Here is a 20,631-nt window from a genome sequence, read left to right as displayed (position 1 = left end):
GGACCCTCAACCGGAGAAGCCGACGTGCGCGAGCCGCAGCGGGCCGCGCAGTCCGATGCGGACGTCGCGGATGCCCTGGGCGGTGAACCGGGCGGTGAGCGTCCGGTAGTCGTACGGGCCCGACCCGGACACCCTCGACGTCAGTACGGCCGACACCGGGCCGTCGCCCGCTGGCACCGGACCGTCGGCCGCCGACACCTCGACCGTGCCCTCGCCCGACACCGTCACCGACACCTCGGTGGTTCCGTCACCGAAGTCGCAGTCGCGGTAGAGCAGTGCGCCCGACCAGCCCTCGGCCGCCGTCACCGCGTCGCCCGAGGTCTTCGTGCGGTCGACGATCGCGACGCCGCTCTGCTCGTCGAAGTCGGCCGCGGACAGGCCCCGTCGGAGGACGGGCCGCGGGGCCGCGGGTTCGCCGTCCAGGACGACCGTCGTCCGCAGCCGGACGTCCTGGCTGGAGGCGCCGGCCAGCACCTCGTACGATCCCGGCTCGCGGCGCCATCCGCCCCGCGCCACGTCCCAGAAGTCGAAGGCGGACAGGGGGACTTCGAAGGCCAGCTCCCTGCGCTCGCCCGGTTCCAGACGCACCCTGTCGTGCGCCAGCAGCTCGCGGCGCGGACGGGGCACCGACGGATCCACGGCGCGGGCGTACACCTGCGCCACCTCGTCGGCCGCCATGTCGCCGGTGTTCGTGACCGTGAAGGAGACGTGCAGCGAGCCGTCCGCCGTACGGGTCGTCAGATCGGCGTAGGAGAAGGCCGCGTACGACAGGCCGTGGCCGAACGGGAACAGTGGCGTCCCCTCGAAGTACAGGTAGGTCTGCCGGCCGCCGATCACGTCGTAGTCGAGGAGATCGGGCAGGTCGGCGTCGGAGGCGTACCAGGTCTGTGGGAGGCGGCCGGCGGGGGAGACGTCGCCGGCCAGGACGCGGGCCAGGGCGGTGCCGGCCGCCTGGCCGCCGTGGGACGTCCACAGGATCGCCGGGAGATCCGCCGGGTCGAACGCGTACGGGTACGCCGACACCAGCGCCAGGACCGTGTTCGGGTTGGCGGCGCGGGCGGCGCGCAGCAGGCGCTCCTGGTGGGCGGGGAGGGCGAGCGTCGTACGGTCCTCGGTCTCGCGGCCGTTGATGTGCGGGTCGTTGCCCGCGACCACCAGGACCACGTCGGCCTGCGCGGCGGCCCCGGCCACCGCGTCCTCGCCGCGCTCGACGACGATCAGCTCGAAGACTTCCGGGTCGGCTCCGGCAACCCGCACCCCGTCGGCGGCGACTGAGACGTGGTGACCGGTGCCGATGTGCCTCAGGAGGTGTCCCCTCGCGTGCGGTTCCAGGCGGAACGTCTCCTGGACGACCCAGCCCCCCGGCTGGTCGGCGGAGGCGCGGACCCGGCCGTCCCCTGCGACGGAAAGATAGCGGCCGTCGGGTGCGCGCAGGGTCAGCACGCCCTCGCCCCAGTCCACCAGGGCGAGTTCGGTGCCGACCGGGTCGGTGGTCAGGGCCGGCAGGTCGGTGCGGCCGGCCAGCAGTGCCGGGTCGAGGGCGCCCTCGGCGCCGTGCACGTCGTCGTCGGCGTCCGCCTCCGGGACGTGCAGGAAGGCGCCGGAGGAGGTCTTCAGCAGGATGCGGTCGACGCCCTCCGCGAACTCGACGCGCCGCGCGCCGAACCGTTCGTACAGGCCCTCCAGCGGGGTGGAGCGGTGGATGAGCGTGCCGCTGTACCAGTCGAGCTTGCACTCGTCGGCGAGCAGGCCGACCACCGCGAGCCGGGTGTCGGGTGCGAGCGGCAGCAGGCCCGCGCTGTTCTTCAGCAGCACCACAGCCTGCTCGGCGGCCTCCTGGGCCAGGGCCCGGTGCGCCGGGGTGTCGAAGTCCCGGGTGAGGGCGTGCGGGTCGTCCTCGGGGTCGAACTCGCCGAGCCGGAAGCGCACCGAGAGCTGTCTGCGCACGGCCGTGTCGAGGTGCGCCTCGGTCAGCAGGCCCCGGTCCAGGGCGCCGCGGACCCGTGCGGTGATCTTCGAGCTGTCGGTGCCGTGGTCGGTGAAACTGTCGACGCCGGCCAGCAGGGCCGCGGCGGTGGCCTCCTCGTGGGTGTCGAAGTAGTGCTCGGAGTCGACCAGGTTGGACGGCGCGCCCGCGTCCGAGCAGACCAGCAGGTCCTCGTCGGTCCAGGTGCGCAGGTGCTCGCGCAGATACGGCGAGAGGTGGTTGGGGCGGCCGTTGACCAGGTTGTACGCCGGCATCACCCCGGCCGTCGCGCCCGCCTCGACCGTCGCGCGGAAGGCGCGCAGGTCGTACTCGTGCAGGACGCGCGGGCGGACCGAGGAGGACGTGACGTCGCGGCCCGTCTCGTTGTTGTGCGCCAGCCAGTGCTTGAGGACGGGCGCGGTGCGCCAGTACGTGGGATGGTTGCCGCGCAGGCCGCGGGTGTATGCGGTGGCGATGGCGGAGGTGAGGTTCGGGTCCTCGGAGTAGCCCTCCTCGCCCCGGCCCCACAGGGGGTGGCGCAGCAGGTTGACCGTGGGGGACCAGACGTTGAGGCCGACGCGGTCGTCGCGTGCGCGCATCGCGCGGGCCTCCTTGGAGACGGCCTCGCCGACGCGTCGTACGAGGTCCGTGTTCCAGGTCGCGCCGAGGCCGACCGCCTGCGGGAACACGGTGGCCGGGCCCATCCACGCCACCCCGTGCAGCGCCTCCTGGCCGGTGCGGAAGGCCGCGACGCCCAGCCGCTCGACCGCGGGCGTGAACTGGTGCAGCAACCCGATCTTCTCGTCGAGCGTGAGCCGCGACAGAAGGTCGTCGATGCGCTTCGCGAACGGCAGGCGCCGATCGCGGAAGGGTGGCGTGTGCGGGGTGTGTGCGGTCACGTGGGGATCCCCTTGCGATGGATCGGCTCGGCTCTTTCGAAGCGCTTCGATGCTGATTCGGCTGCGGGGTGGGTGTCAAGACACCTAGGGAATCTTGGAAGCGACTCTTGTGCACCCATGGGCGTTCACTTAACCTCGCTGCAACATCGAAGCGCTTCGACAGTGGGGTTGACGCAATGACGCCGAAAGCCGCCTCCTCCGTCTCCTCCGGACCGAGCCGGAGAAGCTTCCTCGCCTCCACGGCGGTCGCCACCGCGGCGGTGGCCGGCGGGATGCCGCTGCTCGCCGCGTGCGGCGGTTCGGACAGCGGTTCGCGTGAGGGGACCACCTCTGGCAAGGACGCGAAGAAGATCCTGCCGACGTACGTGGCCGGCAACGTGGTGACGCCGGACATCCCGTCGAAGAACGGCTCCTCGAACGGCTTCACCGGCAAGCTCGACCTCGCGGACCTGAAGACGTCGGTCACGAGGAAGCTCGGCAAGGGCGGCAAGGTCACCGTCATGTCGCCGTTCTGGGGCTCCCCGCCGAAGGGCTCCAACCCCTACTACACGGCCATGAACGACCTGATCGGCGTCGACGTCCGGTGGCAGAACCAGGACGGCAACACCTACGACCAGAAGCTCGGCGCGGTCCTCGCCTCCAGCGACGTCCCCGACATCGTGGTGGTCCCCGGCTGGAACATGGGCGGCAAGATACCCAGCGCCATCATCAGCAAGTTCGCCGACCTCGGCCCCTACCTCTCCGGGGACAAGGTCAAGGAGTACCCCAACCTCGCGGCGATCCCGACGGACGCCTGGCAGCGCTCGATCTTCGGCGGCGCGCTGCGCGGACTGCCGATGCCGGCGTCGTACGTCACCAACATCGTGCCCCTCTACCGCCAGGACGTCTTCGAGAAGGAGGGGTACCAGGTCCCCACCTCCGCCGACGAGTTCCTGGCGCTTGCGAAGGACATCACCAACGCCAAGGCCAAGGTGTGGGCCTGCGGCGACATGAAGTGGACCGCGTTCAACTCCTTCGGCGTGCTGTCCGGTTCGGAGAAACCGCTCGGCTGGAACCTCGTCGACGGCAAGCTGGTCTACCGCATCGAGACCGAGGAGTACCTGGAGGCGCTGGAGTGGACGCGCAAGCTGTTCGCGGTCGGCGTCGTGCACCCCGATTTCAAGCTCGGCAAGAGCCAGGCCACCGACCCGCAGACCAAGTTCGCCGCCGGTGAGTTCCTGATCTACAACAACGACATCTCCAGCTGGTACGGCCTGACCGCCTCCCAGGCCACCCAGAACCCGGACTTCAAGGTCTCCGGCATGGACATCTTCGGCGCCGGCGGCAACGACCCCATCCCGTGGGCCGCACAGCCCGCCGGCATCTTCGCCTTCGTCAACAAGAAGGCCCCGGAGGCAGTGGTCCGTGACGCGCTGGCCGTCGCCAACGTCACGGCGGCGCCGTACGGCACCAAGGAGTACATGCTCACCAACTACGGCGTGGAGGGCACCCACTACACCCTCAAGGACGGCGTCCCGGTCAAGACCGACCAGGGGAACAACGAAGTCCTCAACGCCTACGTCATGGTCGCGAGCCCCGCCTCCACCCTCGCCCACCCCGACTTCCCGGACATCGCCAAGGCGCAGGTCGAGTGGCAGCAGCGGATGGGCGCGCTCACCAAGAAGTCGTCGTTCTGGGGCATGCAGATCACCGAGCCCGCCCGCTACACCAACCTCTCCAACGACTTCGAGCAACTGGAGGACGACATCGCCCGCGGCCGCAAGAAGATCGGCGACATGCAGCAGGCCGTCTCCGACTGGAAGAGCAAGGGCGGCGACAAGCTGCGCGACTGGTACAAGAAGATCCTCGACGAGAACGGCAGCGCGGCCGACTGATCCGGGTTCGAGGCGAGGAGATGGCCGTGTCGCACAGCACGGTGCCTCGGAACAGGGCCGAGGCGGACATGACGGCGAAGACCCCGGTGGCGTCAGGCGTCGCCACCGGCCCCGCGGGGAAGCGTCCGCCGGGGAAGCTGAGCTTCAGGATCCGGTTCAGACGGGACCGGCTGCTGCTCCTGATGACGCTGCCGGCCGTCGTGCTGGTCCTGCTCTTCAACTACGTACCGATCCTCGGCAACGTCGTCGCCTTCCAGGACTACGACCCCTACATCAGCGACAACGGCGTCGTCTCCATCCTGAACAGCCCCTTCGTGGGCATGGAGAACTTCCAGCGGATCTTCGAGGACTCGGCGTTCTGGAACGCCGTCCAGAACACGCTGATCCTGTTCTTCCTCCAGCTCGTGCTGTTCTTCCCGATCCCGATCCTGCTCGCCCTGCTCATCAACAGCGTGGTCAGGCCCCGGATCCGGGCGGTCTCACAGGCGATCCTGTACCTGCCGCACTTCTTCTCCTGGGTGCTGGTCATCGCCGTCTTCCAGCAACTGTTCGGCGGCGCCGGGATCTTCTCCCAGCTGCTGCGGCAACACGGCTACGACGGCCTCGACTTCATGACCGACCCGAACACCTTCCCGCTGCTCATCACCGCACAGAGCGTGTGGAAGGACGCCGGCTGGGGGATCATCGTCTTCCTCGCCGCGCTCGCCTCGGTGCCGCCCGACCTCTACGAGGCCGCCGCGATGGACGGCGCGGGCCGGTGGCGCCGCATGTGGCACGTCACGCTGCCCGCGCTGCGGCCCGTGATCGCCCTGCTGCTGGTGCTGCGGGTGGGGGACGCGCTGACCGTCGGCTTCGAACAGATCCTGCTGCAACGGGACATGGTCGGGCCGGGCGCCGCCGAGGTCCTCGACTCCTTCGTGTGGTGGAACGGCGTGCGCAACCAGGACTTCGGCTACGCGGCCGCCGCCGGCCTGGTCAAGGGAGTCGTCAGCCTCGGACTGGTCCTCGCCGCGAACAAGGTGGCCCATCTCATGGGCGAGCAGGGGGTGTACAAGAAGTGACCGCCGTGATCGACAAGACGGTGCGCGGGCCCGGCCGGTGGGCGGCGCCGCCCCGGCCCAGCTGGGAGGAGGAGCCCTCCCGGGCCGGCCTCGCGGGCAAGGGCCTCGCGCTGACGCTTGCCTGCCTCGGGATCCTCTTCCCGCTGTGGATCGTCGTCGTGACGAGTCTGTCGTCGCGGAAGACGATCGACGAGGCCGGGGGCCTGGTGATGGTGCCGAAGGACATCACCTTCATCGCCTACACGGAACTGCTGAGCGGCGGGCAGGTCACGCGGGCGGCCGTCATCAGCGTCCTGGTCACCCTCGTCGGCACGCTGTTCTCGATGGCCGTGTCCGTGCTGTGCGCGTACGGGCTGTCGCGGACCGGGTCGCTGGGCCACCGCTGGATCCTGCTGACGCTGCTGGCGACGATGTTCTTCAGCGCCGGGCTCATCCCGACGTATCTGCTGGTGCAGACCCTCGGGCTGACGGACTCCTATCTGGCGCTGATCCTGCCGAGCGCGGTGAGTGTGTTCAACATCCTTGTGCTGCGCGGGTTCTTCATGGGGATCTCGCAGGAACTCATCGACAGCGCGCGCATCGACGGGGCGGGGGAGCTGCGGATCCTCTGGCAGATCGTCATGCCGTTGTCGCGGGCCGTCATCGCGGTGATCACGCTGTTCTACGCGGTGGGGTACTGGAGCGCGTGGTTCAACGCCTCGCTGTATCTGAACGACCAGGACATGATGCCGCTCCAGAACGTCATGATCCAGCTGGTGCAGAAGCAGGAAGCGCCGGTCGGGCTGGGGCAGGCCATCAAGACGGGGCAGCTGTCGGGGCTTGCTGTGCAGATGGCGGTCATGGTGATGGCGTTGCTGCCCGTTGCCGTGCTTTCTCCCTTTGTCCAGAAGCATTTCAAGAAAGGCATGCTCACGGGGGCGGTCAAGGGCTGATTGGCGGGTGCGGGTTGTTTGTGGCTGGTCGCGCCCCGCGGCGGAGCCGCATATCGATACAGGCCCGCGCCCCTTTGGGGCGCGTTTCCCTCCCCCTGTTGCAGAACGAGGTATGTCATGCCTAGCAGGAGAGCCGTACTTGCCGGGGCCGCTGTCGCCGCCGTGCTCACCACCCTCCCCTCGCCCGCGGTCGCCGCCAGCCACGCGTACCGCTGGCGCAACGCCGTCATCGGTGGCACCGGATTCGTGACTGGTGTTCTCTTCCACCCCTCCGTTCGCGGTCTCGTCTACGCCCGTACCGATATCGGTGGTGGCTACCGGTGGGACGAGCGGGACGGGCGGTGGGTGGCGTTGACCGATCACATCGGGTGGGACGACTGGAATCTGCTCGGGGTGGAGGCGATGGCCGTCGACCCACGGCACCCCGACCGGCTGTACCTCGCCCTCGGCACCTACGCCCAGTCGTGGGCCGGCAACGGAGCCGTGCTGCGCTCCGAGGACCGCGGGAGCACCTGGCAGCGCACCGATCTCGCCGTGAAGCTCGGGGCCAACGAGGACGGGCGGGGGTGCGGGGAGCGGCTGCTCGTGGATCCGCGGGACAGCGACACGCTCTGGCTCGGCACCCGGCACGACGGGCTGCGCAAGTCGACCGACCGGGGCGCGACTTGGCGGGCGGCGAGCTTCCCGGCCCCACCTGCTGCCGCCGGTCAGGGCGTGACCTTCCTGGTCGCCGCGGGCCGGGCCGTCTACGCCGGCTGGGGTGACGGCGACGGCACCGCGGGGGCCGTGAACCTGTACCGCACGTCCGACGGCACCACCTGGGAGGCCGTGCCCGGACAGCCAACGGGCACCGCCGCCAAGGTGCCCGTCCGCGCCGCGTACGACCGCCACACCCGCGAGCTGTACGTGACGTACGCCGACGCGCCCGGACCCAACGGGCAGGCGGACGGCAGTGTGCACCGGCTGCGCACGACGGACGGCGAGTGGACGGAGGTCACGCCGGTGAAGCCCGGCGGTAGCGACACCTTCGGGTACGGCGGGGTCGCCGTCGACGCCCGCCGCCCCGGCACCGTCGTCGTCTCCACCAACAACCGGTGGGCCGCCGTCGACACCCTGTACCGGACCACCGACGCCGGCCGCACCTGGACGTCCCTGAAGGACACGGCCGTCCTCGACGTCTCCGAGACGCCCTACCTCAAGTGGGGCGAGGACGAGCCGAAGTTCGGCTGGTGGATCCAGGCCGTCGCCCTCGACCCGTACGACTCACGGCATGTCGTGTACGGGACGGGCGCGACTCTCTACGGCACTCGGGATCTGAGGCACTGGGCCCCGCAGATCCGCGGTCTGGAGGAGACCTCCGTCCGTCAGCTGATCTCGCCGCCGGCCGGGAAGGCCCACCTGATCAGCGGCAACGGGGACATCGGCGTGATGTACCACGAGTCGCTCACCGCGTCCCCGGCGCGCGGCATGGCCGACAACCCCGTCTTCGGGACCGCCACCGGACTCGCGCAGGCCGCCGCCAGGCCGTCGTACGTCGTCCGTGCGGGCTGGGGCGACCACGGCAACGGCGCCTGGTCGAACGACGGCGGCCGGACCTGGACGCCCTTCCCGGCGCAGCCCGCCATCGCCAAGGACGCGCCGGGGCCGATCGCCGCCAACGCCGACGGCAGCGTGCTGCTGTGGTCCTTCGTGCACTGGGACGGCACCCCCTACCCGGCGCAGCGCTCCGCCGACAATGGCGCCACCTGGTCCGAGGTCAGCACCTTCCCCAAGGGCGCCACGCCGGTCGCGGACCCGGTCGACCCGTCCGTCTTCTACGCCTTCGACACCGCCACCGGCACCCTCCACGCCAGCACCGACGGCGGACTGACCTTCGCCGCGCGGGCCGGCGGGCTGAGCTCGGGCGACAGGGAGTTCCAGCTGGCCGTGGCGCCCGGCCGGTCCGGCGACCTGTGGCTGAGCCTCAAGTGGAACGGCCTCTACCGCTCCACCGACGGCGGCGGCACCTTCACCAAGGTCTCCACTTGCTGGGCCTCGTACACCCTCGGCTTCGGCAGGGCCGCCCCGGGCGCCTCCTACCCGGCCGTCTACCTGGTCGGCTCCACCGGGACCGGCACCGCCGTGTACCGCTCCGACGACGAGGCGAAGAGCTGGGTGCGGATCAACGACGACCGGCATCAGTGGGGCTGGATCGGTGCCGCGATCACCGGTGACCCGCGCATCCACGGCCGTGTCTACCTCGCCACCAACGGGCGGGGCGTGCAGTACGGGGAGCCCGTCTGATGCCGGAGCGAAAAGGTCCTGCCCTGAGCGACGCCACCCGCGGCCGCGTCCTCTTCGGCGGCGACTACAACCCCGAGCAGTGGCCCGAGGAGATCTGGCACGAGGACGTCCGGCTGATGAAGGAGGCCGGGGTCAACTCGGTCACCCTCGGTGTCTTCTCCTGGGCGAAGCTCGAACCCCGGCCGGGCGCCCGGGAGTTCGGCTGGCTGGACCGTCTGATGGACCTCATGCACGAGAACGGCATCGGCGTCGTCCTCGCCACCCCCACCTCCTCGCCGCCGCCCTGGATGGGCCGTCTGCACCCCGAGACCCTCCCGCGTGACGAGGACGGCCGGACCGAGTGGTGGGGCTCCCGCCAGCACTTCTCCCACTCCAGCGCGACCTACCGCCGCTACGCCGCCGCCATCACCGAGGACCTCGCCGCCCGCTACGCAGGCCACCCCGCGCTGCGGATGTGGCACATCAACAACGAGTACTGCACCTACGACTGGGGCGACGAGGCCGAGACGGCCTTCCGCGGCTGGCTCCGGGCCAGGTACGGCACGCTCGACGCCCTCAACCGGGCCTGGGGAACCGCCTTCTGGAGCCAGGGCTACGGCGACTGGCACGAGGTCCTGCCGCCACGCCGGGCGCACTACATGAAGAACCCCACCCAGGTTCTGGACTTCCGGCGGTTCACCTCCGACGCGCTGCTGGAGTGCTACCTCGCCGAGCGGGATATCGTGACCCGGCACACCCCGCACATCCCGGTGACGACCAACTTCATGGCGCTGTGGCAGGGGCTGGACGCCTGGCGGTGGGCCGGGCAGGAGGACGTAGTCTCCGTCGACGTCTACCCGGATCCCAGGGATCCGTTCGGCGGGCAGTACGGGGCGCTCGTGCACGACATGACCCGTTCGCAGGCCCGGGGCGGCCCCTGGATGGTGATGGAGCAGGCCGCGGGGCCGGTCAACTGGCGCGGGGTCAACCACCCCAAGCCCGCCGGACTCAACCGGCTCTGGTCCCTCCAGGCGGTGGCCCGCGGCGCCGACGCCGTCTGCTACTTCCAGTGGCGTCAGTCACGGCAGGGCTCGGAGAAGTTCCACTCCGGGATGGTCGGTCACGCGGGCGAGCACGGCCGCACCTTCCAGGAGGTCAAGCGCATCGGCGCCGAACTCGCCCTGCTCGGCGCGAAGGTGGCGGACACCCGGGCCGAGGCCGCCGAGGTCGCCGTACTCCTCGACTGGAACGCCTGGTGGGCGAGCCGGCAGGAGGGACGGCTGTCCTCCGAGACCGACCTCCCGCAGGTCGTCCGCGCCTGGCATCGCGCCCTGTGGGAGGCGCACACCACCGCCGACTTCGCCCATCCCGAGCACGACCTGTCGGCGTACAAACTGGCCGTCGTCCCGCAGCTCTGTCTGATGACGGACGCGGCCATCGACAACCTCGTCACCTACGTCCACCAAGGCGGCACCCTCGTCGCCGGCTTCCAGACCGGCGTCGCCGACGAGGACGACCGGGTCCGCGAGGGCGGCATGGACGCCCGGCTGCGCGACCTGTTCGGCATCCGCGTGCTGCACGAGTGGTGGCCGCTGGACGCGGGGGAGACGGTGCACGTCGAGGGGTTCCGCGGCACCCTGTGGTCCGAGGAGATCGAGGCGGCGGACGACATCGACGCCGTCACCCCGTACAAGGGCGGCGAGCTGGACGGGCTCCCGGCGGTTCTGCGCAAGGGGCGCGCCCGGTACTTCTCCACCCTTCCCGAGCCGCACGCCCTGCGCACGCTGCTCGCCGACATCGCCGCCGAGGCGGGCGTACGGCCGGTCCTCGCCGGGCTTCCGGCCGGGGTGGAGGCGGTACGACGGGGAGAGCTGCTGTTCCTGCTCCATCACGGGCGCGACCGGGTCACCGTGCCGGTGCCCGGCCGCCATCGTGAGCTGCTGACCGGCGCCGATGTCGCCGACACCGTCGAACTCGGGCGGTACGGGGTGGCCGTGCTGGAGGCCGTCTCATGAGCCGGCCGGTGCACGGGACCTGGGAGCCGGCCCCCGCCGCCCGCTGGGAGGACGCCTTCCTGAGCGGAAACGGCCGGCACGGCATCATGGCGTTCGGCGATCCGAACGTCGACCGGGTCATCGTCAACCATCACACCCTGGTCCGCCCCAACGGCGGCGAACACGCCCGGCCACCCGCCCTCGCCGCCGAACTCCCGCTGCTCCAGGACCGGTTGCTGACCGGGGACGTCGCCGCCGCCGAGAGCTTCACGGACGGGCGGGAACTCCAGTGGGTGCAGCCCTTCCATCCGGCGTTCCGGATCCGGCTGGGCGGCGCGGCCCCCGAGGCGGGCGCGGACTACCGTCGCGAGGTCGACTTCACCACCGGCGTCTGCACGGCCGTCCAGGGCGCCTGGCACAGCGAGGTCTTCGTCTCCCGCGCCGACGACGTCATCGTCCACCGCGTCACCGAGCCCGGCCTCACCACCGTAGTGACCCTGGACCACCGACTCCCGGGCGCACCGCGCGACTTGGCGGTGGGGCACAGCACCGTCCTCACCCCCGAGGGCGCGCTGCTCGCCCTCCGCGTCCGCTATCCCGGCAGCGACCGCGCCTACACCGGCGTCACCCTCGCCGTCGTCACCGGCGGCCGCACCCACACCTCCGTCCCCGGCGTCCGGGTCGAGAACGCCGGTGCCCTGCTCCTCCTCACCCGCGTCCGGCGCCACACCGGCGATCTGGACGTCCTCGCCGAGGCACGCGCCCTGCGCGCGCTCCTGCCGGAGGGCGCCGACGAGGACCCTTACGCCTCGCTCCTCGCCCGTCACACCGCCCTGCACCGCCCCGCCTACCTCCGCGCCGGCCTCGACCTCGCCGCGGACGACACCGAAAGGGCCCTTCCCGGTTCGGAGTTGGTCCGCCGCCGAAAGAGCCCCGCCCTTCTGGAACGCCTCTTCGCGGCCGGCCGCTACCACCTGCTCTCCGCCTCCGGCATGCTGCCGCCCCGTCTCACCGGCCTGTGGACCGGCGACTGGAACACGGCCTGGTCGGGTGCCTTCACCACCGACGCCAACCTCAACCTCCAGACCGCGTCGGCCGCGTCGGCCGCGCTCCCCGAGGTGACCGAGGCCCACGCCACCCTCGTCCACGGCCAGATGGACCACTGGCGCGACAACGCCCGCGCGATCTTCGGCGCCCGGGGCGTGGTGGCGCCGGCCCACACCGACGGCGAGTCCGGGCACCTCTACCACTTCAGCCGCGAGTACCCGCTGCACCTGTGGACCGCGGGCGCCGACTGGCTCCTCAAGCCCCTGGTCGACCACGACGAGACCTGGGGCGAGCGCGACCCGCGCACCGCGGCCGCCCTCGCCGAAGCCGCCCTGTTCTACGAGGACTTCCTCACCCGCACCGACGACGACGGCCATCTCGTCGTCGTCCCCTCCTACTCGCCGGAGAACCGCCCGGCGAACGCGAGCTGGGGCGCGGTCAACGCGGCCATGGACCTCTCGGCGGCCCGGCACGCCCTGCGCACGGCCGCTCGCTACCACCCCGGCACCCCCGCGGCCGACCGCTGGCGCACCCTCGCCGACCGGCTCCCGCCGCACCGGATCAACGCCGACGGAGCCCTCGCGGAATGGGCTCGGCCCGGACTGGAGGACACCTACGACCACCGCCATCTCAGCCACCTCTACGGCGTCTGGCCGCTCGACGAGATCAACCCGTACGACACCCCCGGCCTCGCGGCGGCCGCGCACCGCGCCCTGGAACTGCGCGGCGCCGAGAACGACTCCGCGCACGGCCATCTCCACCACGCCCTGATCGCGGCCCGGCTCGGGGACGGCGAGCGGGTCGCCCACGCCCTCGACCAGGTCCTCGGCGGCGACTTCTTCCACGTCTCCCTGATGAGCGCCCACTATCCGCGCCGCGACGTCTACAACGCGGACGCCGCGCACACGCTGCCCGCCGTACTGATCGAGATGCTCGTGCAGTCGACCCCGGACCGGCTGGTCCTGCTGCCGGCGGTGCCGGAGACCTGTCCGGAGGGACGCCTGCGGGGCGTACGCACGAGGTTCGGCGCAGAGGTCGACCTGACCTGGACGTCCAGCGGGGCGACGGCGGTCCTGCGGCCGTCCCGCACCGTCCGCACAGAACTCCGGACTTCCGCCGGCGACGCGCAACCGCTCGACCTCGTCGCCGGAGAAGACCACGTCCTCAAGCTCGGGGCGTGGTGACCCCCGCACATCCCCCGCGATTCCCCCCACCCATGGAAAGGGACACCATGGCAAAGAGCGCACTGCGCAAGATCAGCACGGCCGTGCTGGCCCCGGCGATGGCCCTCGGTGCCACCGTCGGCCTCGCCTCCGCCCCCGCCTCGGCCGCCATCTGGAACTCCTGCGACCAGTGGGGCAACACCAGTCTCAACGGCTACACGCTCTACAACAACATCTGGGGCTCCGGCGCCGGCAGCCAGTGCGTCTGGGCCAACTCCGGCACCAACTGGGGCGTCTGGGCCAGCCATCCCAACACCGGCGGCATCAAGTCCTACCCGAACGCCAAGAAGGTGATCAACAAGACGATCGCCTCCCTCGGCTCGCTCACCAGCAACTACAACGTCACCGTCCCGTCGTCCGGCGCGTACAACACGTCGTACGACATCTGGGACACCGACTACGACTACGAGATCATGCTCTGGGTCAACCACAACGGCGCCGTCGGCCCGCTCGGCACCTCCCAGGGCACTGTCACCCTCGGCGGTCACACCTGGACCGTCTACAAGGGCAGCAACGGCGCCAACGAGGTGTTCTCGTTCCTGCGGACCTCCGACTCCAGCTCCGGGAGCGTCAACATCAAGCCGATCCTCACCTGGATCTCGGGCACCAAGGGCTGGATGTCCAGCGGCGAGACCATCGGTGACGTCCAGTTCGGCTACGAGATCACCTCGTCGTCGGGCGGCCTCGACTTCGTCACCAACAATCTGACCGTCAGCAGCAGCTGACGTGTCACCGGGGCCGGGGCCGGCCCACGTCCCGCCTCAGACGGGGTCGACCTCGGCCCGCAGGGCGTTGTAGTCCGCGAAGGCGGCCTCGACCTCATCGCGGTCCAGGCCGTAGCGGGCCAGGTCGTAGCGGTGCGGGCGGGTGCCCTTCGGGCGGGCGACGGCACTGGCGAGCCGGGCGGCCTCGGCGTCCGTCCAGCGCGCGCCGACCGCGTCGTAGAGCTTGGGCGCCCCGGCGGCCGGCTCGGTGCCGAGCCAGGAGTAGGGGGCCTCCACGACCGTCTCGCGGGGGAGGGCGGCACGGGCCGCGAGTCCGCGGCGCATGGCACGGCCGAGCAGGCCGAACCAGGTCGCGCCGATGCCGTGGAGGTCGAGCGGGCGGGTGCTGACGGTCATGCCGTGCTCGATCAGACTGCAGAAGGACGCCACGGCGGTGACCGGGTCACGGTGGCACCACACCAGCGTGGCGTCCGGGAACACTTTGTGCAGGGCGTCCAGGTTGCCCAGGTGCAGCGGCGACTTCAGGACCCAGCGGCGGCGCGGACGGCCGTACTGCAGGACCTGGAACACCTGCTTGAGATGGCGGTAGTCGTCGGTGAAGTCCCGCTCGCGGTACCACGTCTCGTACTCGGGGATCAGCGCCTGCGACAGCGGCATCAGGGCGTGCGGCAGCGCGAAGGTGCACTCCTCCGGGCCCTCGGCCGCCATCGGGTGGATGTCGCGGAAGCGCGGCGTGAACAGGTGGGTGCCCTGGACCATCCGGCGCCCGGCCGTGATCGCCTTGCGGCGCTCGCGGGGCGGCAACTCCAGGTCGGGGGCGAGCAGTTCCCACAGCAGCGGGCCGCGGTGCTCGGCCGACAGGGCCAGCACGGCGTGGGTGACCGTGGTCGCGGTGCGCGGCAGGCCCACCACGAACACCGGCTTGTCGATCGGCTCCCGCTCGATCTCCGGACGCTCGGCGATCAGTCTGCGGATCCGGGCCCGGTTGGCGAGCTGCCGGCGCACGAAGACCTGCGCCGACTGCCAGCCGACCGGGGTGAGGTTGTCGGCCTTGGCCCACCAGCCGAGCAGCGCCCGGAAGTCGTCGACGAACTGCCCGTCCCCCGGGGCCTCTCCCGTCTCCACGACGATCCGGTCGAAGATCCGGTCGGGACGGCGCCGCGAGCCGAACGCCGGCCGCAGCAGCTGATTGGCCAGGGCGAGAGCGAGGGGAGGCGTGGACACGGGGCGACCCTATCGCGCCGAACGGGCCCTGAAAGGAGGCGAGTTGAGTTGACTATTCGGCGATCGGCAGGCGTGCCCCGTCCCGCAGGAACAGCGGGATCCGGTCCAGCGGGGCGTCGACGGTGACCGTCCGCCCGCCCTCGTACGTCTCGCCGGTCCAGGCGTCCGTCCAGCGCGCCCCGGCCGGAAGATACGTCGTCCGGGTCGTCGCGCCCGCCTCCAGGACCGGCGCCACCAGCAGGTCCGCCCCGAACAGGTAGGCGTCGGCGACCTGCCAGGCCGGCTCGTCCCCGGGGAACTCCAGGAACAGCGGCCGCAGCACCGGCAGACCCTCCTCGTGGGCCTCGCGCATCACGTCGAGGACGTACGGCTTCAGGCGCTCGCGCAGCCGCAGGTACTTCTCCAGGATCGGACCGGCCTGCTCGCCGTAGGACCACACCTCGTTCGGACCGCCCGTCATCTCCGGGCCGAGCGGCATGCCCGGATCGCGGAAGCCGTGCAGCCGCATCAGCGGGGACAGGGTGCCGAACTGGAACCAGCGGATCATGACCTCGCGGTACGCCGGGTCGTCCGGGTCGCCGCCGTGGAAGCCGCCGATGTCGGTGTTCCACCACGGGATGCCGGACAGCGCGGTGTTCAGGCCGGCCGCGATCTGGCGGCGCAGGGTCGGGAAGTCGGTGCCGATGTCACCGGACCACAGGGCGGCGCCGTAGCGCTGACTGCCCGCCCACGCCGACCGGTTGAGGGTGACGATCTCGTCCTCGCCCGCCGCGCGGAGACCCTCGTGGAACGTGCGGGAGTTCTCGGCCGGGTAGCTGTTGCCGACCTCCAGACCGGGGCCCGTCCAGTAGCGCAGGTTCTCCGGGAAGCCGGGCTTGACCTCCGGCTCGCAGGCGTCCAGCCAGAAGGCGGTGATGCCGTACGGGTCGAGGTAGTTCTCCTTGATCCTCGACCACACGAACTCCCGGGCCTCGGGGTTGGTGGCGTCGTAGAAGGCGATCTGGACGGTGGAGGCGACCTGCTTGTCGGGCCAGTCGGCGTGTGCCATCGGGCCGTACTGGGTGCCGATGAAGTAACCGCGCTGCTCCATCACGGGGTGGTTCTCGCTCAGCGGTGACACCGACGGCCACACGGACACGACCAGCTTGATGCCCAGCTCGTCCAGCTCGCGGACCATGGCGGCGGGGTCCGGCCACTCGGCCGGGTCGAACTTCCACTCGCCCAGGTGCGTCCAGTGGAAGAAGTCGCACACGATCGCCGAGATCGGCAGTCCCCGGCGCTTGTACTCCCGTGCCACGGCGAGGAGTTCGTCCTGGGTGCGATAGCGCAGCTTGCACTGCCAGAAGCCCGCCGCCCACTCCGGCAGCATCGGCGTACGGCCCGTCACCGCGCTGTAGCGGCGCTGGCCGTCGGCCGGAGTGCCCGCGGTGATCCAGTAGTCGATCTGGCGGGCGGAGTCGGCGACCCAGCGGGTGCCGTTGTGCGCGAGCTCCACACGGCCGATCGCCGGGTTGTTCCACAGCAGGGTGTAGCCCCGGCTGGAGGAGAGCACCGGGATGGAGACCTCGGCGTTGCGCTGGACCAGGTCCAGGACCAGGCCCTTCTGGTCGAGGCGGCCGTGCTGGTGCTGGCCGAGGCCGTACAGCCGCTCGTCCTCGTAGGCGGCGAACCGCTGCTCCAGACGGTGGTGGCCGTTGCCGACGGCGGTATACAGACGCGGGCCCGGCCACCAGAAGTGGGCGCGGGCCTCCGCGAGGAGCTCGGCACAGTCCTCGGTGCGCAGGAAGCGGATCAGGCCCTCGGCGCCGACCTGGACGGTCAGCGCGCCCACGGTCAGCTGCGCCTCCCCGTCACCGATCTTGACCGAGCTCTCCGTGGCCGGCGGTTCGTCGAGCAGCGCACCCGGCAGCCCCTCGAGGATCGGACCACCGAGCCTGGCACGCACCCGGACCGCGTCCGGCCCCCAGGGCTCGATGCGGACGGTCTCCTGCCGGCCGCTCCACTCCAGCGCACCGTCCCGCTCACGAAACGTGCCGACGGTGGGGGAGGACTGCTCCAGGCTCACCTGGGGCCGGGTTTCAGCGGGGTGATTCACGTTGCGTGCTCCTGGAGGAGTGCGGACACCGAGGGCGGACACTGGAGGACTTCGGGCAAGGGGGTGCCCCGGCGGGGGCGACATGTGCGGAGGGCGGGAGGAACCCGTCAGGACGCGGCCGGACCCGTGCTCGCCCGGACCGTCAACTCGGGTGCGATCAGCACGACTTCGTCGCAGCCGCGCCCGTCCAGCTTGGCGACCAGCTGTTCCACCGCATGCCGGCCCATCTCCTGCGCGGGGATGGAGACCGATGTCAGCCGCACCGAGGCCTGTGTGGCGACCTGGTCGGGGCAGATCGCGACGACCGACATGTCCTCCGGCACGGCACGGCCCTGCCGGCGCAGCAGGGCGAGCAGCGGCTCGATCGCCGACTCGTTCTGCACGACGAACCCCGTGGTGCTCGGGCGCTCGTCGAAGATCCGGGCGAGGGTGACGGCCATGGCGTCGTACCCGCGCTCGCACGGCCGGTGCAGCAGCCGCATCCCCAACTCCCGGGAGCGCAGCCTGAGTCCGTCCAGCGTGCGCTCCGCGAAACCGGTGTGCCGTTCGTAGACGGCCGGGGCCTCTCCTATGACAGCGATGTCGCGGTGCCCCAGCGTCGCCAGATGCTCCACGCACAGCGCTCCGGTCGCCGCGAAGTCGAGGTCGACACAGGTCAGCCCGGCGGTCTCGGCGGGCAGCCCGATCAGCACGGACGGCTGGTGGGAGGCGCGCAGCAGCGGCAGCCGCTCGTCGTCCAGCTCGACGTCCATCAGGATCATCGCGTCGGCCAGCCCGCTGCCGGTGACGCGCCGGACGGCGTCCGGCCCCTCCTCACCCGTCAGCAGCAGGACGTCGTACCCGTGTGTCCGGGCCGTGGTGGCCACCGCGATGGCGATCTCCATCATCACCGGCACATACATGTCGGTGCGCAGCGGGATCATCAGCGCGATGATGTTCGACCTGCTGCTGGCCAGCGCACGGGCACCCGCGTTCGGGTGGTAGCCGAGGTCGCGGATGCTCTGCTCGACCCGCTGCCGGGTGGTCGCGGAGATCGACCGCTTGCCGCTGAGGACATAGCTCACCGTGCTCGCCGAGACTCCGGCGTGCTGGGCGACCTCGGCGAGGGTGACCATCCAGCTCTCCAAGCTTTTGTGAAGCGCTTCGACAGTGCGCACTGGGATTAGGGCGGGTGTGAGGGTGGTTCGACACTAACTCTGGCACGCCTGGGTGTCCATAGGCTGTCGAAGCGCTTCGACAGTTTTTCTCGGACGGCGTGAGCACCCGTTCGGCGCGCACGGGGTGGTGGGCGCGCCTGTAATCGGGTACATACGATCGGGTAGCACCCGTCGGTAACCAAACGGCCCAAGATCCCGATTCGCGGCGAGGTGAGCCTCATGTCCGCAGCACCCACGAAGCCTACTGTCACTGAGCGTGAGGCACGCCAAGTGGCGGAGGAGGCCCGGCAACAGGACTGGCGCAAGCCCAGCTTCGCCAAGGAACTGTTCCTCGGCCGCTTCCGCCTGGACCTCATCCACCCCCACCCCATGCCCACCGACGAGGCCACCCAGCGGGGCGAGGAGTTTCTCGCCAAACTGCGTGACTTCATCGAGACGAAGGTCGACGGCGCCCTCATCGAGCGCGAGGCCCGCATCCCCGACGAGGTCATCGACGGCCTCAAGGAACTCGGCGCCTTCGGCATGAAGATCGACACCAAGTACGGCGGTCTCGGCCTCACCCAGGTGTACTACAACAAGGCCCTCACCCTGGCCGGCTCGGCCAGCCCGGCGATCGGCGTCCTGCTCTCCGCCCATCAGTCGATCGGCGTACCGCAGCCGCTGAAGCTGTTCGGCACCCCCGAGCAGAAGGAGCAGTTCCTGCCGCGCTGCGCCCGCACCGACATCAGCGCCTTCCTGCTGACCGAGCCCGACGTCGGCTCCGACCCGGCCCGCCTGGCCACCTCCGCCGTCCCCGACGGGGACGAGTACGTCCTCGACGGCGTCAAGCTGTGGACGACCAACGGCGTGGTCGCCGACCTCCTCGTCGTCATGGCGCGGGTGCCGAAGTCCGACGGGCACAAGGGCGGCATCACCGCCTTCGTCGTGGAGACCAACTCGCCCGGCATCACCGTCGAGAACCGCAACGCCTTCATGGGCCTGCGCGGCATCGAGAACGGCGTCACCCGCTTCCACCAGGTCCGCGTCCCGGCGGCGAACCGCATCGGCCCGGAGGGCGCGGGTCTGAAGATCGCCCTCACCACCCTCAACACCGGGCGGCTGTCGCTGCCCGCGTCCTGCGTCGCGGCCGGCAAGTGGTGCCTGAAGATCGCCCGCGAGTGGTCGGCGGCTCGCGAGCAGTGGGGCAAGCCGCTCGCGCACCACGAGGCCGTCGGCTCCAAGATCTCCTTCATCGCGGCCACCACCTTCGCCCTGGAGGCCGTCACCGACCTCGCCTCGCAGATGGCCGACGAGGACCGCAACGACATCCGCATCGAAGGCGCCCTCGCCAAGCTGTACGCCTCCGAGATGGCCTGGCTCATGGCCGACGAGCTCATCCAGATCCGCGGCGGCCGCGGCTTCGAGACGGCCGACTCGCTCAGGGCGCGCGGCGAGCGCGGGGTTCCCGCCGAGCAGGTCCTGCGCGACCTGCGCATCAACCGCATCTTCGAGGGCTCGACGGAGATCATGCACCTGCTGATCGCCCGCGAGGCCGTCGACGCCCACCTGTCGGTCGCCGGTGACCTCATCGACCCCGACAAGTCCCTCCAGGACAAGGCCAAGGCGGGCGCGAACGCCGGTGTCTTCTACGCCAAGTGGCTGCCGAAGCTGGTCGCCGGACAGGGACAACTGCCGTACTCCTACGGCGAGTTCAAACGCGGCGTCGACCTCTCGCCGCACCTGCGCTACGTCGAACGCACCTCCCGCAAGCTCGCCCGCTCCACCTTCTACGGCATGTCCCGCTGGCAGGGCCGCATGGAGACCAAGCAGGGCTTCCTGGGCCGGGTCGTCGACATCGGCGCCGAACTGTTCGCCATGAGCGCGGCCTGTGTCCGCGCCGAGCATCTGCGGGCCCGCGGTGAGCACGGCCGCGAGGCCTACCAGCTCGCCGACGCCTTCTGCCGGCAGTCCCGGCTGCGCGTCGAGGAGCTCTTCGGCCGGCTGTGGTCCAACACCGACGACCTCGACCGCAAGGTCGTCAAGGGAGTCATGGCAGGCACCTACGAGTGGCTGGAGTCGGGCATCGTCGACCCGTCGGACGACGGCGGTGTGTGGATCGCGGACGCGACCCCGGGCCCGAGCGAGCGGGAGAACGTGCACCGCCCGATCCGGTGACCGTCACGGTGAGGGGTC

The 20,631-nt window shown here is 70.8% G+C and carries 12 protein-coding genes; 8 read left to right on the top strand and 4 right to left on the bottom strand.

Annotated elements, in window-relative coordinates; translation table 11 throughout:
• Nucleotides 1–6: 6 nt before the first annotated feature.
• Nucleotides 7–2,865 carry a glycoside hydrolase family 3 C-terminal domain-containing protein gene (locus ACFPQ9_RS19955; protein ID WP_380854652.1) on the bottom strand — a complete coding sequence of 953 codons (2,859 nt, stop codon included), beginning with the start codon at nt 2,863–2,865 and terminating at the stop codon, nt 7–9.
• 176 nt (nt 2,866–3,041) lie between these two features.
• On the opposite strand from ACFPQ9_RS19955, the gene ACFPQ9_RS19950 reads away from it, so the two are divergent.
• From ACFPQ9_RS19950 to ACFPQ9_RS19920, 7 genes are all read left to right on the top strand, one after another.
• The gene (locus ACFPQ9_RS19950; protein ID WP_380854650.1) at nt 3,042–4,739 is read left to right on the top strand and encodes an extracellular solute-binding protein; all 1,698 of its coding nucleotides are present in this window, start codon (nt 3,042–3,044) and stop codon (nt 4,737–4,739) included.
• A gap of 26 nt (nt 4,740–4,765) precedes the next feature.
• Nucleotides 4,766–5,800: an ABC transporter permease gene (locus tag ACFPQ9_RS19945; protein WP_380854648.1), complete on the top strand. Its 1,035-nt coding sequence runs from the start codon at nt 4,766–4,768 to the stop codon at nt 5,798–5,800.
• Entirely contained in the window at nt 5,797–6,732 is a 936-nt protein-coding gene (locus ACFPQ9_RS19940) for a carbohydrate ABC transporter permease (protein WP_380854646.1), read from the top strand. The genes ACFPQ9_RS19945 and ACFPQ9_RS19940 overlap by 4 nt, the downstream gene beginning before the upstream one ends.
• Before the next feature lie 117 nt (nt 6,733–6,849).
• Nucleotides 6,850–9,015 (top strand): WD40/YVTN/BNR-like repeat-containing protein, encoded by a 2,166-nt coding sequence (locus tag ACFPQ9_RS19935; RefSeq protein WP_380854644.1) that lies wholly within the window; start codon nt 6,850–6,852, stop codon nt 9,013–9,015.
• Entirely contained in the window at nt 9,015–11,009 is a 1,995-nt protein-coding gene (locus tag ACFPQ9_RS19930) for a beta-galactosidase (protein ID WP_380854642.1), read from the top strand. The genes ACFPQ9_RS19935 and ACFPQ9_RS19930 overlap by 1 nt, the downstream gene beginning before the upstream one ends.
• Nucleotides 11,006–13,219: a glycosyl hydrolase family 95 catalytic domain-containing protein gene (locus ACFPQ9_RS19925; protein WP_380854640.1), complete on the top strand. Its 2,214-nt coding sequence runs from the start codon at nt 11,006–11,008 to the stop codon at nt 13,217–13,219. Before ACFPQ9_RS19930 ends, ACFPQ9_RS19925 begins: the two co-directional genes overlap by 4 nt.
• 47 nt (nt 13,220–13,266) lie before the next feature.
• The gene (locus ACFPQ9_RS19920) at nt 13,267–13,983 is read left to right on the top strand and encodes a glycoside hydrolase family 12 protein (RefSeq protein ID WP_380854638.1); all 717 of its coding nucleotides are present in this window, start codon (nt 13,267–13,269) and stop codon (nt 13,981–13,983) included.
• A gap of 36 nt (nt 13,984–14,019) precedes the next feature.
• On the opposite strand, the gene ACFPQ9_RS19915 is transcribed toward ACFPQ9_RS19920, so the two are convergent.
• From ACFPQ9_RS19915 to ACFPQ9_RS19905, 3 genes are all read right to left on the bottom strand, one after another.
• A complete protein-coding gene (locus tag ACFPQ9_RS19915) occupies nt 14,020–15,207 on the bottom strand; it encodes a sulfotransferase family protein (RefSeq protein ID WP_380854636.1) in 1,188 nt (395 codons plus the stop codon).
• Nucleotides 15,208–15,259: 52 nt separating this feature from the next.
• A complete protein-coding gene (locus tag ACFPQ9_RS19910; RefSeq protein ID WP_380854634.1) occupies nt 15,260–17,302 on the bottom strand; it encodes a glycoside hydrolase family 31 protein in 2,043 nt (680 codons plus the stop codon).
• A 107-nt stretch (nt 17,303–17,409) separates the two neighbouring features.
• Nucleotides 17,410–18,417 (bottom strand): LacI family DNA-binding transcriptional regulator, encoded by a 1,008-nt coding sequence (locus ACFPQ9_RS19905; protein WP_380854632.1) that lies wholly within the window; start codon nt 18,415–18,417, stop codon nt 17,410–17,412.
• Between the two features lie 261 nt (nt 18,418–18,678).
• Between ACFPQ9_RS19905 and ACFPQ9_RS19900 the strand changes: the two genes are divergently transcribed.
• Entirely contained in the window at nt 18,679–20,613 is a 1,935-nt protein-coding gene (locus tag ACFPQ9_RS19900) for an acyl-CoA dehydrogenase family protein (protein ID WP_380854630.1), read from the top strand.
• Nucleotides 20,614–20,631: the final 18 nt, after the last annotated feature.

The sequence above is a fragment of the Streptomyces coerulescens genome (genome assembly GCF_042657965.1).
Taxonomy (GTDB): Bacteria; Actinomycetota; Actinomycetes; order Streptomycetales; family Streptomycetaceae; genus Streptomyces; species Streptomyces coerulescens.
The sequence above is the reverse complement of the archived record's forward strand: the minus strand, read 5'-3'. Positions and strand labels throughout refer to the sequence as shown.